This window comes from Lewinella cohaerens DSM 23179 (genome assembly GCF_000379805.1).
In the GTDB taxonomy this organism is placed as follows: Bacteria; Bacteroidota; Bacteroidia; order Chitinophagales; family Saprospiraceae; genus Lewinella; species Lewinella cohaerens.
The window spans coordinates 23905-42488 of sequence record NZ_KB903535.1 but is presented as its reverse complement, the minus strand read 5'-3'; the positions used below and the strand labels follow the sequence as shown (position 1 = coordinate 42488).

At 44.9% G+C, this 18584-nt stretch carries 6 protein-coding genes; all 6 read right to left on the bottom strand.

Annotated features, from left to right (window positions below; genetic code table 11):
* Positions 1-5: 5 nt before the first annotated feature.
* Positions 6-3755, bottom strand: coding sequence for a metallophosphoesterase (locus tag A3EU_RS0105880; RefSeq protein WP_020535205.1), 3750 nt, complete (start codon positions 3753-3755; stop codon positions 6-8).
* A gap of 437 nt (positions 3756-4192) precedes the next feature.
* Entirely contained in the window at positions 4193-6448 is a 2256-nt protein-coding gene (locus A3EU_RS0105875) for a T9SS type A sorting domain-containing protein (RefSeq protein WP_020535204.1), read from the bottom strand.
* Positions 6449-6808: 360 nt separating this feature from the next.
* On the bottom strand, positions 6809-8062 hold the full coding sequence (locus tag A3EU_RS0105870) for an NAD(P)/FAD-dependent oxidoreductase (RefSeq protein ID WP_020535203.1): 1254 nt from the start codon (positions 8060-8062) through the stop codon (positions 6809-6811).
* Between the two features lie 167 nt (positions 8063-8229).
* Entirely contained in the window at positions 8230-8655 is a 426-nt protein-coding gene (locus tag A3EU_RS0105865) for a hypothetical protein (protein ID WP_020535202.1), read from the bottom strand.
* A 154-nt stretch (positions 8656-8809) separates the two neighbouring features.
* On the bottom strand, positions 8810-15502 hold the full coding sequence (locus A3EU_RS0105860; protein ID WP_020535201.1) for a PKD domain-containing protein: 6693 nt from the start codon (positions 15500-15502) through the stop codon (positions 8810-8812).
* A gap of 49 nt (positions 15503-15551) precedes the next feature.
* Entirely contained in the window at positions 15552-18584 is a 3033-nt protein-coding gene (locus tag A3EU_RS0105855) for a hypothetical protein (protein ID WP_020535200.1), read from the bottom strand.

The following is an 18584-nucleotide window of genomic DNA, read 5'->3' as shown; positions in this document are numbered from 1 at the left end:
TGGCATTAAAAGAAAAAACCTCCTCCAACGAGCCAGCGCAATTCTTCTCCATTCCCGGAATAACATCCGATATGGATGGTCATTAAATCAAACGGGGTGAAGAATGCGCCGCCACCATAACTATAATGTATTTTTTCGCTTTCAATATCTTCCAGGCTTACTTTACCATAATCAAAGGAGGCAGAAAAACCTATAGACATCGGTATGGCATTATTGCTCCAGTAAAGTGCTTTCCAGCGTAAGTCCGTATTGTGGTAGAAGGCGGTTCGCCCGGTAAAGCGATCTCTCCGAAAACCACGAAGGTTACCATCCGGGCCCAAACCACCGAGCTGGGCACCCAGGAAAAAGGGATAGTCCTCGGTGAATCGATGAGAAACACCTAGCTGGGTAGCCAAAACCAGCTTGCCACGGCTGTCAAGTTGCTGATACATGGCCAGCTCACTTTNCAGAAATGGGAAGTTGTATTCCTCCTCATCTAATTGATCAGCCCAGCCGGTGTTCAATTCAAAACGTAGACCACGCGTGGGGAAATTTGGTTGGTCAACATTGTTGAAACGTAGACTGGCTTCGAGGTTAATCATTTCGATACCGTCAAAAATTTCCGGGTGGAATTGATCAGCTACAGCATCGATATATCGCCCTTGTGTACGCTCAATGCGGGTAGAAGTTAAGCGTGGCCCCAAGAGTAGTTCGAATTGATCATTGGGGCGCCAAGCTAGTTTTAAGCCTGCGCTGACTCGTCGTTCTCTCAAGCGATTGTAATCACGGCCTAGAATTTCTTCGGGATTGATGGTTTCATTGCCTAGACCATAATAATTGCTGGCGTAGAGTGGTGTCTGCAACTCTCCGGCGAATTGTAAGCCCCAGCGTCCAATGATGTTTGAAAAGTTCCCTGTATAATTGGCTCGTATTCCGCCGGTGCTCACAGAGCCCATTAGGCCATAATAATGCTGACTGGCATAAGGATCTTTTCGAAAGGCATAACGAGTATACACTCCTTTGAAACCAATAAAAATGCGATCATCTGGATTAAAGCCAATGAAAGGCAATGCTTGATTAAAATTGTGCAAATAGGCTTTACTTCGACGATTGTATAAATTCTCCTGTGGGCGTTTACTCCGTCTATCCTTACTATCGCTGGTATTACTCAACTCATTTTTTTCGCTGATGAAATCGTAAATGGTGACTAACCTACCTGACTTATTGGTAATAGATTGGTCATCAAATTCGTCTTCGCCCTCTCCTCCGATTAAGTGAACATTAACGCCAAAATTTACTTCTCCTCGGATTTCAAAAATATCATCATCGCCTAAACCGTAGCAGTAAATATTTTTAGTTTCACTACTCAGGAAAATCCGGTCGTAAAGTAGGCCTTCTCTTTTTCCTTTTTTATTTGTGTCGAATACCCTGATGCGAGTATGTGCATTATCAATGCGTTCAACCAAAAACAAATCTTTTTTATCGGTACCTAGAACATCGACCTGTTTGGCCAGGAAGGTATAGTAATCTCTGGCGATATCCACGAGTTTGTCTCGTCGTCCTTTGATTGTTTTTATGATCGCAGGTGCATCTCTGCTAAGGAAGGGTTCGGGCCAAGCTTGAACAAAGGAGGCTTCAATAATAGAGTCCGTCATGGTCGTCTGTAAATGACGGATAGCTTCTTCCCAATCCTCCCAACCTAGATCGGTCAGGAAACTTTGGTCAAAAAGGAAAGCATTATAGGTGGCCCAATGGGTTCGCCCAAGGTTATCTGTAAATGGCCTCCATTGTTTACTCTTTGGAGATACAATGCGAGCAATATTAAAGATAAAGCCATCATAATTGGCAAAAGCCTGATCCCGATCCCGAGGAATAGGGCGATAGTATTCGTTTTTACCTTTGTCTATCTTGGCCCAGCGCCACTGATCATCATGGCGGTCCCAATCTCCGATTATGAGGTCGAATAAGCGAGACCTAATGGTCCAGCGTTGATCGATACGTTCGTCATGGCTCTCACGGACCTCCTCGATCATGTTAAAAGTACTGACGATATCTTCAGGGTTGCCGAAGGCAGCAGCATCTTCCCATACTTCGTCATCAGGTCTTTCCTCGAAAAGGTAGATTGCTCCTGCATAATCTTTATTATAATCTCCCAGTGCTTTTTGAGAAGGCAAGTAGACCACTTCGGGATTGGCATGATACACGCCTGCTGCTTCGGCTAATGGGGCAACAGCTACTGCTGCAATAGGGTGAGAGGCGGAGAAATTGTCCCGCACTACATCAAGTATCAAATCTGTATTCAGGGGATAAGGAACTGTTCGGCTAGGGTCTTTGTCGATAGAGCGAAGGGTATACTGACGTTTAGTCGTTGTATCCTCCAAGCGAAGCGAATTGGTTTGAAAACCACCACCTCTCTTTACCGGAATTAAGCCACGTGCGGCTAAATCCAATTCCCTGATGTTCATTTCAGTGGCGTAGGCCTGGCGGTAGTGCTTGCCCCAGATTGCCTCTCCAGCATTTGTTCGGGTAAAATCTACCGTACTGAGGGGGAGTGTTTGCTGCAGATTCTCATTGAACTCATCTTCTATAATCTCTTCTTCTATATCACCTCGCTCAGCGTAACTGGGTTTTACTTGTTGCTGATAGGCAAGGTGTTGTTCACCGAGGGCGTTGACGGCAAAATACTGCACCCATACCTGGCCGTCAGGGTAGTAGTTCAATTGAGCATATCCGTAGCCACCATAGGTGAAAAGCGCACCGTTGCCGGTTTTTGCAGCACTAGTTTTTGATCCCGCACCGCTAACGATAAAATGTTGTTGATCGAGGTCCCAGTACTGTAAAGAGTGATCATGACCGGCTGCAAAAATAACATCGCCAATGGTATTGGCCTGATTGAGCATTAGGTTCCTGAGGTCTTTGTAAGTAGAGTTGGCTAAATCTTGCCGCGTCCCGATTGAACTTTGTAAAAAACGAACGAAACTTCCCACTACAGGTAAGGGGACATAGAGGTTGTCATTGATTCCCCGAAGCGGGAAGATGTGTTCACTAAAAGTGAATTTTCCGCCATGCGGACCATTGCTGTAAATAGGGTGGTGCATGGCCACTATCAATTCTTTTCGGCGATTACTTTTCATCGCCTCTTGTAAGAGGAATGCAAAATCAGCTCTGCTTTTTGCTTCACAGCCCTCGTTGATCTCTTTTTCCCCTTCCCAATTGGTCAGCCACCACTCACTATCAATCAAGAGGAGGGTAATGTCGTCTGTAAGCTCAACCTCTATAGGATCGCCACAACCAGGACGAGGTAACATTTCTGCTTGTTCATTAGAAACTTTGTCTAGATAATTGGCCTGCCTTCTTACTCCTTTTACGCCAAATTGGTCCCAATCATGATTGCCCGCAACAAAGAAAACCTTCCCTGGGTAGTTAGCAAAAATGTCTACCTGATGATTGAGGGCAACTTCTGCTTGCTCTCTTTGAAGGGGGGATGATTTGGGTGCCATCCCATCGGGGTAGGTGTTGTTTCCTAGGAAGACCAGTGCACTGTTTTTTGTTGCACTATCGAGGGTGTTTTTTAATGCGCTTAGGGTTGGTGGTGTCCAGTTGGAGGTTCCTGCGCCTGCGTCACCAATAAGATAAACGGAATAACTGGGTAAGGTGTCAGGAGGGAGGTCTTGCTCCCAATCTTGCGCTTCTAGCGCATAGTTGAGCTTGTAATTGGCACAACTATTTACTAATAGCAAGATTAAGACAGGGAGAAAATGAGTAGGTTTCCACATAGTAGGTAAGACTTCAATAAAGGATTGTTCCTTTTCTAAAAATACTAAAAGCTAGAGAATATAGGCAATAGTAAGAAGTAATGCCTTATTTAACGTGGTAAACGCAGAGAGAGTTGAGTGGAGGTAGAGGGCCAACAAAAAAGAAGCCCTGCGGATATTACCACAGGACTTCAACTTTACACTCACTAGTTATGAAACTTAAGCCAACATTAATTCTAACTCTTATTTCTGCAAAATGTTACGCAGAATGATTTTTTTAAGGCGTTTTTTCTGCCAAGGTTGTCTGGCAGACATTTTTTGGGGTTATCAGCTACTTCTTAAAATGAGTAGTTGAACAATTTACCCCTTAAAGAGTAGAGGTAGTTGAAAATGGTTGTATGGGGTGCTTAAATAATGGTGAACATCTTATTTTAATTTAAGATGCTCACCATTCTGAATTACTGTTTAATCAATTTAATGACTTTAAGTTTATCTTGAATAACGGTTTTCAATAGATAAGTTCCACTAGGAGCGCTACTTAGGTCAATGCTTAATTGGTGATCGTCTCGTGTATAGTTTACCTTTTTGATCATTCTTCCATTAAGATCAAAGATTTCGAAATTACCAGCTTTATGATCAGTAGGTAGATCGATCAGGAAAAAATCAGAGAACGGGTTAGGAGATGTTTTCAAGTTCAATGACTGTCCGGACAACGGTGTACCGCCTGAGGTGAGCTCGATTAATGGAGCATCTTCTCCCTGCCCTTCTTCATAGGGGGTGCTTTCTATGGTGCCACTTTCTGATTCAGTATCTCCTACACTACCACTTTGAACGGTCTCTGACTCACAATCACATTTTACATAACGGAATATTCGGTAGAGAGTACCACCAAAAAACGTCCCATTAGGAGAACCTCCATTGTAGCCAGGGAAAGTTGTAAATGTTCCCCAGTTGGGATCACTCAAGCAATTGATGTAGTTTCCGTTATTATCAACCTCGCAAATTTCCCACCGGCCCTCGCAATCTGCAGGTAAGGTTTGGGTAGCTGCAAATACAGATATCAATCCATTATTAAGTATTGAAAATCCTCCTCCAAAGCTTGCTAGACTATTAGGGGTGGGTGCCACTTCACGAATCGAAATATCATCGACTACAAAGTCATTACCATCACCTATTCCTGTTTCATCTAAAGTAATGGTTAAATTAGTTGGGTTCAAAGCACCTCCACCAGGGTGGGTAAAGGTACCTGTGATTGTCTGGTAATCACAGTTGCCTCCACCAGCATTAATGGTCGTTGCAGGTGTTTGGAATACAGTATTACTGCCAAGTGGTTTGAATATATTTACTCTAACAACTGGCGTAACATTAAAGACACATTGATCGAGTTGCTTTACCCGTACACAAACCTGATATTCGCGGCCTGCCACCAGGGAGCCATTCAAGTTACTTGAACGGTAGACCATATTGTCTCCTGTCTGCCCTGTACGACCATTTATGGCTAGGAAGTTAGCCGTTGGACTACAAGTTCCACTAGCATCAAACCCTTGTACAACCCAGCCATTGTTACTCAGAGCACTTGCTTGCGTACTATTAATGACTTCATAGCTACCAGGCATTGCTAATTGACCGGTGGAATAATTACTGGAGAAAAAAGAGAATCCTTCAAAATCTTCGTTCCAGGCTTCTTCTATATCCTGATCACAACAATCATCAGATGGTGGTGGTACCTCTTGGATACAATTTCCAAAAGTTACAGAGGTCGTTGCGCCTGATATAATAGTGGTTTGTAGCTGACCACCTATTGGCGTAGTAGGTGTCCAAGGGGCTTGGATAACCTCTTTAATGATATGAACTCCGGGAGAAAAGTTATTGAAAAACGCCTGCCCATTGGCATTACTTGTAGAAGTAGTGATGATGGCTTGTGTATTAGGGTCAATAAGCTGAAAGTCCCATCCAGCTAATGGAGGCTCATTGCTTTGACGTTCTCCATCACAGTTGATATCGTGGAATTTATTGACGATGATATTGCCCGGTTCTGGTTCTACATTTGATTCACAGCATCCTGGCTGGTCAGACTGTAGGCCTATTCCTTGAACATTGCCGGTAACTAAGCAAGCTACTGGGGTAACTGGGTTCATTTCTTGGGGGATCCAAACATCTACTTCAATACAGAACTGGCGCGAACCAACATCTTGCCATGCAGGGGCAACAAAGGGGGTAAATGCATCCTGAGCACCAGGCAGACGTGGGTTGTTCAGCGTCTGAGACCCTGGTAGGGGTACACCATCTATTCTGACTTCTCGAATGGTTCCTGATGCATAAACATTTAAGTCTTCAATGAGGACGTCTTGGGTGCAGTTGCAAAAGCAACGCTGAAAGGTAAACCACTCGTCGGTATTCTGATTAGGGAAGATACCGGAAGGGTCAAAAGAAATCCATTGGCCTCCTTGAAACCACCCTCCAGGAACATTACCTAGCCGAAAAGCATCAGTTACACCTAATGGGCTAAAGGTGATGGACCAAGAAGGATCAAGCGCACCTGGTGCGATAGGAATACTGCCAGGGTTCAAGTTGGTGACTCCAGTACTTAGGTCGATCATTCCATCAACCATGAAGCAACCATCATTGTCACAATTTATTTGAGCGTTGACGGCCCCGGTTGGTAGAATAAGTGCGCCAAAAGCCAGGAGAAGAGAATAAAAAAAGCTTTTCATTTTTGTAGGTTTTTTCTGAATAAAAGTGAATTTTCACTTGCGAATATCAGTCTTACTACAATTCGTTGAAAGCTTATATAAAGGGCGTTTTCTGGAGGTGATTAATAGGATTTAGACTTGTGCTTTATTTGCTTGTTTGTTTAAGTGGTTGTTTTTGAGTGGGTTGTAAATGTAGTTTTTGCTACAGAAAAATTGAATTTTATTTTAGAGGGACAAGTAACACGCTCTTGTTATCTATGTTTTTTGTCACTTTTTAAGTAGCAAGAATAGTAAATCCAATGAATTTAACATTTAGCTTTTTTGAAACCACAAATGAGTTGCAAGGTAATACTGACCTTAAATAGTGGAATAGCTTCTATTTTAATTAACCAGTCTTCCTTTTTTCCACCAGATCTTAAGCCAGAAGAACGGGCGGACAAGTTGCTTGCGGAGATCAAAGTCTGTATACATTCGGCAGAGAAGGTCGATGATTTTGGGGTTGTTGGCAATGAAGCCTGTAATTAGGTTGGTTAGCCAATCTATGCGCATGATTCGTTGCAGTTGGTAGCTTAGTCGCATTTCAGCGCGAAGCACTCTGTCTACTCGCACATCGTAAGCCTTTAGGTATTCGGCATCAAAGCGTTGTTCCGCCAGGCATTGCTGTATTTGTTCAGCTGCTATGAAGCCACTATAGAAGGCATTGCCAATCCCCTCGCCAGTAAGTGGGTCAATGAGGTGGCCAGCATCACCGAGCAACATGTAATTATCGCCAGATAAAGAACGCCTTTTTGAGCCTAGCGGTAAGCCATAGCCGACTACTTTACCCTCTAGTTTAGCATCCTTAAAACGAACCGCTATTTCAGGGTGATTTTGAATAGCCTGCTCCAATAACTCATTAAGATTTAAACGACGTTTTTGGATGAAATCACTGCGCATCCCCAAGCCTATATTCGCACCACCATCTGGTAAGGGAAATATCCAGAAATACCCTGGATTAAGTTCAGGGAGAAAGTGAAGTTCAATAAAATTGTCATCGTGGAACCCCGTAACACCCTTGTAGTACGCCCGTAGTGCTGCTGCATAGTGGGCATTGTCTTTGGTGTGGCCCGCAATGTGTCGACTGAAATAAGAGTAGGCTCCATCGGCTACTAAAAGGATTTTACAACGTATTTCTAATTCGCCGCTTTTGTCTTTCAATAACCATCCTTCTGCGGTGCGGGTGTAGCTGCTGATTTCCGTATTTTCCCGTAGGTCGATATTTGATCGGAGACGTACTTCTTCCACCAGGAAATTGTCAAAATCGTTACGTTTCATCACATAGCCTGGTGAATCTTCTTGCGTTTTGTCGTAGTTGAGTTTAAAAGGAAGTTCTAAAGCACGCCCACTGGAAGGGATAAATCGAATGCCCCAAACATCAATGTTGGAGGCGAGTGTACGAAATCGTTCCAGTATATTAGGATCGAGCCGCTGTAAAAGGGTGGTTACTTTGCCACTGATGGCGTCTCCGCATATTTTGTCACGAGGAAAGGAAGCCTTGTCGACTACCAAGGAAGGGATACCTAAATAACTTAATTTCAATGCTGCTCCTGCTCCTCCCGGGCCAGCTCCGACAATACATACATCCGTTGTTATCATCTCTAATTCAAACTATTTTCGCCCAAGTTAAACCTTTAAGGACAGTACAGAAATAAGTTGAGCCTTCGTTTTTCAAAAAGAGGGCTCATTCGAAATATAAAATGGGAAGCCGGAATACATTATTTCCGACTTCCCACTTCCTGTTTTCGACTTCTGATTTTTAATTATCAGCCACCAATCCGATAACCAATAGATAATCGGCCGTAAGGCAAAACGCCTCCATCAAAACTTCGGCCGATACCTAAACCGACGTCAAAAAGAATCCTGTTAGAATTAGAGACAATTTTTTGACCAATCATAAAGCCTAATCCCGGATCAAGGTCGGTAACAGCACCTGCAAAAATACCAATGTGGAAGCGGTCAAGTCCCTGACGTGGATTAAGGTAGTATTTACCTGCCACCCATACACCGCCGCCGCCTTCGATAATAAGTGCATTGAGATCGATTCCGAATTCGTCACTGACACCGTATTCCACGCCTACGCCAATGCCGACGAAAAGGAGTGCAAGCGGATTTACTTTGATTTCGGTTTGTGCGCGGAGGCTAAAAGTGGCACAAACGAACAAGAGGGAAAGCAGAATGAATTTCTTCATGAGTAGTAGGTTTTTTAGTTTGAACAGCTGAGGCTTTAGCTAATTGCCGAACCAAAACTGCTAAAAAAAACGGTCGACTACAATAGGTAGCCGACCGTTTAATGGATTTTTAACGCAATCCTTAATTTATTCTAAATTAGGTTTTTGCGCAATACTATCTTAGGATAGTGATATTTCCTTTCTGTACGAGCTCGTCTCCATTCGGACATAATACACGCAGGTAAAAGCCGTATACATCAGGAGCTAATGGCTCACCACGGTAAGTGCCATCCCATCCCTGGTAGGGGTCTTGAGTGCGGAACATTTCCTCGCCCCAGCGATTGTAAATTAGAAGCTCCATCTCTGTAAGTTCATGAAGGAAATTACTGCGTAAGTGCAATACATCATTGTCACCATCATTATTAGGTGTAAATGCATTGGGTAGGTATACATGATCAACATCACAGGTGCCATCTATGACAAAGACACTGGTGTCGAGGATTAACTCACACCCGAAAATACTCACTAGTACATCGTAAAAATTGTCTCCTGTCTCATCTGGCGTAACAACGATGATTGGGCTATTATCAGCTGGCGGATTCCAATCGTAGGTACAACCAATACAACCTTCTACCGTAATGGTCGAAGATTCACCAAGTAAGATGGTGTCAGGATCAACGCTAATACTAAGGTCTCCCAGAAGGTCAATAACAGTTACGCTGGTATTCAAGACCGTAGAGCAACCGAATTGATTGGTCACCGTTGCACTAAAGCTGGTCGTGATGTTAGGGTCAACGGTTACGGTAAATTGATCCAATGCTGTCAATACGCCTTCTGGATTCCATGCTACGGTAAGTACCTGATCGGGGTCGCCATTTAGCACAGATAAGTCTACTGTTGCTGTAGGCTCACAGATAATCAGCGTGTCAGTGATGGTCACATCCAGCGGGAAGTTATTGATATTGATGGTGTCACGTTCTGTACAACCAGCATCACTGGTAGCAACAGCGTATGCTTGGCTGGCACCTGCTGGCGGTGTAAAGGTGATCTCGATACCACTGCCCAAAGGCGTGTCACCTGGTAATAAGAACCAAGTGATACTCTCTGCGTGGAAGTCGGTGTTGGCGGTCAAGGTTACGTCGCTGGGGTCACACAGTATGATACTCTCAGGGCTAATCGAAAGATTGAGTTCAGGAGAAATATCAATGTTGATTGTATCAATAACGGAACAACCAAAACTCGTGTCCACTACGGTTACAAAATAGGTGAGCGGCATCCCCGTCGTTACAACAGGGTTCCATGGATTCGTTAGATCAATAAACTCATCGTCTGGTGTCCAGGTATAAATGAGGGTAGAATCACCACCCGGATTGATGGCTGTAGACTCATTTGCACAAACAATAACATCCTCCAGCGGAAGTTCATCTGTGAAGATTTGTAGGCAAATTTCCTGGCTACTGCTTTGCGCACAACCCGTAAGTGGATCGGTAGCGATAGCAGTATAGGTGAAGCAGCCATCCAGATTGGGTGGCGTAACAGTGACCGTATTGCCCATGCCAATGGAATCACCATCAAGGTACCAGACAATATTTGCTGTTAAAGCGGTAGTAGCGGTTAAGACTACCGGTGCCGCTTCGCAAAGTTGTGTACCGCCTTCCGTTTGTAAGTCAATATCTGGCTGCACGATGACGGTGATCGAATCGCTATCTGTACATGATGTTGTAGGATCAGTAATCGTGACATAATAGGTCTGGTTTTCTGTAAGGCTCGCTATTGGATTAGCAGGGTTACTTAAATCAAGGCCTGTCGTCGGTGACCAGCTGTACTGGTAATCAGGGTTACCACCTGGATTGATCGGTGTAGATTCATTGTAACAAATGAATAAAGTATCAGCAACCTCTCCTTCAAATTCCTGTACGTTAACGGTAAACATCACTGTATCTTGGCAATCAAACTGATTGACCACAATCGCAGTGAAAATAACGGTGCCTGGTTCATTGACAATGATATTTACACTGCTGCCATCAGTTGGCCCGATAATGTTTTCTTCGGGGCTCCAGCTGTAGGTGAGGATATCATCTTCATCAAGGTTAATAATGGTAAGCGTAGTATCCACACCTTCACAGGCTGTTATCTCGCCACCATCGCCCAGTTCTATATCTACACCATTATCGACAACGATGATCGTGTCCATGGCCATACAGCCAAATTCATCCGTTGCTTTTGCAATAATTGTATCTGTACGGAAAGGATTGATATTGATACTACTACCTGTACCTATCACGCCATCGATGGTGCTACACCATTGGATGTCAACATTAGCATTAGAATTGACGGTTGCGTTGATATTGACCGTTTCGCCACAGGTAATAACAACGGGTTCTTGGTCGAGCTCCAACATGATGTCTTCTGGAACAAATACCACTACGGAGTCGGTCACGAAGCAAGTGTCTGCTCCAACGGTGGAGTAAGCTGTTGCAAAGTAAGTCGTTGTTTCCAGTGGCGTTGCAATAGGGCTGGTAGCTGTAGGGTCATCCAATCCAGTGATAGGTGCCCAACTGTATGTAAGGTCAGGGTCACCGTCCGGGTTGAGTTGAATATCATCACCAAGACATACCACGAGGGTATCCGAAAGCGAAATATCCAAATCAACGAAGTCTATCTCCAGTATTTCTGTAATGGTATTGCTACAGTCGTTAGCTGTTCCGATGGTTAGCGTTACCGTTAGTGGCCCTTCTGTAAAGACGGTTGTTTGTGGATTCTGTAAAACACTCGTCGGAGGAAGTCCGTTGTCGAAAGTCCAACTCCAGCTATTCGTATTGTCAAGCGTGTTGGTGGAAGTGTCGTAGAACTGTATCACGGCCGAATTAGCAGAGCATTCCGTAATTTCATAAGTGAAACCAGCAAAAATCTGTGGCTCTTCCACTTCTACCTCCATCGTAAACGCTTCTGAACAACTAACATCATAGACGATGTCTAAAGTGACGGTATAAGTACCGGAGTTTGCATAAGTATGTACGGGATTCTCTTCATAATTAGGGCCCGTTCCATCTCCAAAGTCCCAGACGTAGCCGAAAGCGGAAGTGCTGGTGTTAGTGAATGAAACAGTGCCACCATTACAGTCGATCATACTTGTAAAGCTCAGGTCGATAGCGGGATCAACCACAGCCAAATGAACCGTCTCTTCTACTGTACAACCAAACTGATTGGTCACGACAACAGTAACATCCTGCTGTCCGATAGTTTCTATGTAATCTGGTGTAGCAGAGGTCTCGGTGCCAGGCACAAACACTTCTGCAGGAGACCATAGGTAAGTCAAGTTATCATTAGGGTCAAGATTGGTAACACTTAACAGTAGCTCTTCCCCTAAACAAACAGCTAGGGTATCTGCTACGCTAATATCCACAGGTCCACCACAAACGGTGACCTCCTGGCTCTCGGTAGGACAACCTGTACCATCATCTGCTATCACAGTGAAAGTATGGCAACCTGAAAGTTCTACTACATAGGTGCTTTCGTTATTGACCAATACGTTGTTTTCATCGTACCATTCAAAGGTGGCAGGAATCGCAGCGCTGGCTGTTAAGGTAGCTGTAGGCGTACAGAAAGTACCTTCGCCTACTACTTCCAAGTCTATTGCAGGAGGTACAATAACCAGTACGTTTTCGGTCGTACTACATCCAAACTGATTGGTGACTAGAACACTGACGGTTACTTCTCCGCTGGCTTCGATATAGTCCGGAGTAGCAGAGGTATCGGTACCAGGCACAAACACTTCTGACGGTGACCACAGGTAGGTCAGGGTGTCATTAGGGTCGAGGTTGGTAACACTCAAGAGTATCTCTTCTCCCAGACAAATAGCCAGGGTGTCAGGGACTTCAATGTCGACCAAGCCTCCACTGACGGTTACTTCTGCTGTTTCACTACATTCGTTGGCATCTGTGGCAGTAACCGTATAGGTAGTCGTGCCTGATAATGCGGGTGTAAAGGTTTCGCCGGTAAATACCAAGGTATTGCCATCAAACCAATTGAAAGTTGCAGGTACTGCTGCCGTAGCAGTCAAGGTAGCTGTTGATGTACAGAAATTTCCTCCTCCGCTTACGGCTAAATCGATCACCGGAGGTACAAATACTTCCACCGTTTCGATAACGATACAATCATCAGTACCAGAAGCGGTAATGGTAACGGTATAAGTTGTGCTGACTGCCGGATTGAAAAATGGCTGCGGAGAACTGGTGTCACTTATACCTGTAGCTGGGCTCCAACTATAAGTAAAGGACGGGTCTCCGCTTGGCATAATTTGAATAGAGTCACCAGGGCATACTAGGTATAAATCCGGAAACTGATCAGTAGGTGGCCCCAAATTGATGGTAACATCTTGGGTAGCACTTGCTGATGTACAGCCATCCACTGTAGTAATAGTTAGTACGGCAGTAAATGTTTGATTGCCGGTAATTGTGAGTATTGGATTTTCCAAGTCGCTGGTACCGTTGCCGTTGCCGAAAACCCATGCGTAGGTGTCTGTATTGTTAGCACCATTGATAGAAGTGTTGGTAAACTGAACCTCTACAAGATCAGGCGTACAACTATTGTAGCTAACCATGAAGTCTGCGCTTAAAGGTACATCAACGATAACAACGTCCTGCGTAACCATTGCTACACATCCGTCGATACTTGTAACAGTAAGGCTTACAGTGTAAGTCCCCGCAGCTGGATAAGTATAGCTGGGGTTTTCAAGGGTGCTTATATCTGTTACCGTGGTAAGGTCGCCAAAGTCCCACACGTAAGTGCCTCCATTAGTACTGGTATTGATAAAATTCATGGTTAGTCCCTGATCACAACCCGTCATGGTCGTGAAGCTAGGGGCTGGCTCCATTAAGCCGGTAATGTCGACCGTTTGAGTATAAGAACAATCGGTATCCAGGTCGGTAATCGTAACCGTATAAGTGATGTCTCCGCCAAAGGTAAATGTTGGAGAAGGGCTGCTAGGGTCATCCAAGTCCGTAATTGGACTCCATTCAAAAGCGTAACCACTTAAATTTCCTGTTGGAATAATCTCGATGGTTGATCCTAAACAACCGCTAAGGGTAGTAGGGTAGATCAGGCTTCCATCATTGGGGTTGAGTACGGTGAGTTCTTCACAAATATTAGTAGAACAACCTAGGTCGTCCATAATAGCTACACAGTATTCACCAGCAACACCTATTGATATTTCAGCAGTATTGGCGGTGAAGCCATCCGGTCCAGTCCAACTGAAGGTAACATTGCCGGTTGCGCCAAGGTCGCTGGCAACCCAGGTCGTTAAATCACCTTGGCAGATTATATCAATGCCTTCTACTGTTCCTTGAACGATAGGAACATTGATTTTTCTGGCAGTAGTCGTATTGGCAAACCACCAGGTATTAATCGTGTTCTTGTCTCCATAACCAGTTGTAGCGTCATCATTGAAACTATCACAATCAGAGGAGTTGATATTGAAGTTGTCCCAGTTTCGGCAGTTGGTTTCACACGCACAGCCATTGCGGCCATCTTTTACGGCTCCGGTACCGGGATCATCCACGATATTGCGGTCATCCCAATAGAGGAAATTGGAGGAAATATTAGGTTCACAAGTAGGCCGAATGGTTTCAATACAATAGCCATTTTTCATAAATTCCACATCGTAGGCTGACCAGTGCTGGATACCTTGCGAATAGAAAAATATGAGGTCGATCGTGTCGCCAACTGAAATAGGGGTGCCGTCACCACGCAAACCATCCCATGGAATACAGTTACTGAGGTTCCCTTGCGTGAATTCGTATACTAAAGTGACATCTTCAGAGTCGGGGTCGAGGATGCCATTTTGATTAAAGTCTAAAACCACTTCTACTTGCCCCGGTTTAGTAACGGCAACCTCAAGGCAGAAGCTATCTTGGTTGATACAGTTAAAAGAGTTGGGGGTTGTCAACTGGCCACAGACACCACTAGGGAAAAGGGTTATATCTGGTTCTGAAAGGAAAATTTGGTGCTCTGCAGAATTAAGCGTTGCGTTGACACCGGGGATTGATTTTCGATCTTCCGTCAGGTCACCAGACATGCCCGGCCCTGTACTATTGAAGGTAATATTAAAGGATAGCCCTTGCATACCAGCATCGGCAAAGTCGATACGGGAAACGAACCCGTCCGTTGTATACGAGTACAGCGTTCCATTGAATTCCCGGTTCCAGTCACAATCAGGGAGGTTGGTGATGTCGCGTTGGGGAGTACGAAACGCCCAGTTGCGCGACCATACACGGCCGTCAATTGGTACTCCATTGTTGGCTACTGTGATATCCCAAAAAGGAATGTTTACTTGTCCTGGGTTAGAGTCAGGAAAAGAACCATCAGCGAATTCTACAATGTAATTACCTAATTGAGTAGGCTGAAATTCATACATCAGCTCCCCACTTTGTAGTGTGGTAATACTATAGTTGCCAAAAGCCGTCTGGCCCCAGTTGTTAGCGTTGGCATTACTTGGTGTAACAGTGAAAGGACCGTGGACAACTGCACCGTCGATGGCCCGTCGAATACGGAATCGGTATTGTGGAGCAAACGTACCCGCAAAGATAATACCATCGGCGTTGTACTCGGGAGAAAGTGCCAGGAAGACCTTTTCATTTAAGTCGCCAATGGTCACGTATAAGCGGCTGCTTTCAGGACCATCGAAGATGGCGAAATTTCCGAAATCAGGGTTTCCTGTTTCCAGCATTACCGGAGAATCATCTTCGGTAGGAGCTACCTTTTGTACCCCTTCCGCAAAAACATTGGAAAAGGAGAGTAGGGAAATTATGCCGAGCAGTAGCCAATGGCGGCATTGAAGACCAAGTGATATGTTTGTGACAAACTTCATGGGGTTTGCGTTTTTCAGTTTTAGTCGTTGATTATTCCTGTTTTTCATCCTAGTTTTCTTTGTTGGATTCGGCTGAGCGTACTTCTACGCGGCGTTCCAGTGAAGCAAATAGGTTGAAAATGGAATTCTTGGGATCGTCCAGTTTATCCGTAACCCGTGGATCAGCCTGGGTTTCACCCAGTGGTTGTTCATTAAATCGTAGTGCTCCAATTTTTCTGTAGTCTTCAAGCTCACCATCTTTGTACTGGTCAAAAAAGTTCTTTACGGCTTGAATCCGGCGTGCACTTAGTATCTCATTATAAACAGTACCGGCCCGTGGACTAGCGAAGCCTTTAAGGTCAAGTTCAAAGGTATTTCCTGCATCCAACCAAGCGAGCAAGCGCTTAGAGAATTCTTCCAGGTCATAGCGGCCACCACGGACCTCTAGGTTAAAGAAGTCGTTGAAGCGGCGGCGGGTACGGAAGGCTTCCTCCAATTCCATCTCTGCGGTGAAGTTTTGAATAAAGTCTTGCTTCTTTTTGTAATACTCCACGTTGGTACTTACATATTCTACATTGGTTGTCGGGCTTCTTGACCCTGGGTTAGGGTAGTCATTGTCATAGTACAAGTATAGCGGCAACATAGAATTAGGATCGTCGTAAGGTTCGAGGTAAACATCGAAGCTAATCTTACCTCCTCCGGCATCTAAATCGGCAGGTGAGAAGGAAATGATATCCATAACGGGCTTGTAACCCTTACGGGAAACTTCGAGCTGATAAGGATGATCCAGGTTGATGGAAAAGCGGAAGTCATTGCCTTCGGGGTTGATTTTTTCCGCAATCACTTCGCCTGTTTTGGGGTCAATTAAACGAACCTCAGCACCAGGCAACGGGAGTTCTGTATTCGCATCGAAAGTGAAGATTTCGAGCAATTGCCCAAGGTAAAGGTCTTTGCGGTAGGTGCCTGTTTCGGGTACTTCGGGGCCAGACAAGTCAAGTGAAGTAAGCGCAGGGCCATAACCTTCGCGTTCGCCACGAATGACGTAACGCTTGCCTTTTTTGACAATGAAGCCAAATTGGTGTGCCTGAAAGTTAGTGGTGCTGTCCACCAATACTTCTCCTTCTTCGTCGGTGTATTCATAAAGGTAGACGGTGCTGCCTGTGAGCGGCAGTTTGTCGAGTAAACGATAAGTGTATACTTCTAAGACCAAACCCGGTTCGAGGTACAAATCACGGCGTATCGTGGATACCTCTGCCAATTTTGGATCATTGGTGTCAATAGAGACTTTTGTTGCAGGAAGGTAACCGTCTTTTCGGGCAAAAACTTCGTATTTATTACCGCGCTTTAGGTTGAAATGATGATCATTTCCGCTGGGGTTCACAATGCTATCTACCAAAGCTAATTCTCCATCAGGAAGGTATTCGTAAAGATAGACAGTAGTTCCGATCAAGGCGGTTGAATCTAGCTTGTTAAAAGTAAAAACATCCAGCTTTAAATCTGGCGACAGGTACAAACGCCGTTCTATTTCTTTCTTGCTAGCCAACTCAGAGTCTGTGAGGTCTAGCGTATCACGGTCAATCGTAAACCCTGGTTTAGTGGCTACCAGTTCATACTGCTTGCCGGGGATGACAAGGAAGTTGAAGTCGTTGGCCGTAGGATTTTGTATACTATCGACGAGTCGACGACCACCAGGGTTCAGTTCGTAAAGGGCAACGCTGGCACCAGGGAGTTCCGTAAGCTCCAATGCGTGGAAGGTCAGTGCAAGGAGCTTGATTTCATCCGTGATTCCTACGCTGTAAATATCATTACAACAAGCGTCGTTGCCATCATCCCAAAAAATGGCCAGAGAATCCGGGCGATTGGAGGCAAAATAAGCTTGTTCTCGGCCAGGAAAACGCGAGTAATACAAGTCGTTGTAACTACTGTTTACAGGTATACTCATGTGAGTAGGGCGATCCCATCCACGGCCATTCCAAGAGGTGCGGTATACATCATAGCCCCCCATGGTCAGCCGTCCATCTGTACTGAAGTACAGGCTTTGGGTAGGTGCATAGTAGAATGGAGTTACATCATTACCATCTGTATTGGCAACATCAACAGCTTCTACCGGGCCGCAAAGACCACCAGGTAGGATTTCTGCCCGATAAATATCCAGTCCACCTTTACCTCCTTGGCGATCAGACGCGAAATACAAGAAGGGATTGTTGGTGGCGGGGTCTACACCAACGCTGGGTTGAGTATTGGTCGCTAATGCGTCATTCAAAGGTAATCGCTTGGGGGTACCCCATTCGCCGTCATTAGCGACCATGGCTGAGTATATTTCACACCGAAAATCTTGTGTTCCTCCTTTATAATCACAAAGGGTGAAATAAACGGTGTTACCCGTTTTGTCGTAAGCGCTATGAGCAGCCATACGACCAGGTTGATTGATCGACTTAGGGAGTTCTTCTACTTTTTCGGCACCAGGCTCCTGGTAAAAGATACGAGCCAGGCTGCGGCGTGGCAGGATAGAATCTTTCTTGATGAAATATCGCAAACTGGAAAAGAAAAGCGTGTCGTTTTGATAAAAAGGAGCAAAGTCATTATTCGGAGAATTAATTTCATCTCCTTGGTGGCGGACGGTTGTCTCTGCGGGCCTGGATGCTACGTCGGCAGCCCATTCTGCATTGATACGTTGTTTCTCTGCTTCATCCAGAAATACAGGGTCTACACCATCAGGGTCACTGGTTACAAACTGTTCGTAAAGATTAGAAGCTTCTCTATAGAGCCCTTTCTTTTGCAAAACCTGTGCTATTCGATAGTTAAGTAGCGGGAAAGAATCACGTTGTTCGCTGGAATGAACCCTTAAATAGGCCTTTTGGGCAGTGGTGTATGCGGTAAACTCCTGTGCACTTTCGCCAAGGCGATACCAGAGGTCCATGCGGGAGGTGTCATATTTCAGGGCTACGTCATAATAACGATAGGCACTGTAGTAATCTTCTTTTGCGTAGGCTGCATCTGCTGCGTTGATCCATTCGCTCAGTTGTTGAGCCATTACACTGGAACCAAAGAAGAGGAGTAAGGTAAAAAGGGGAAGTAATCGTTTCATAATTCGCTTGCTCAT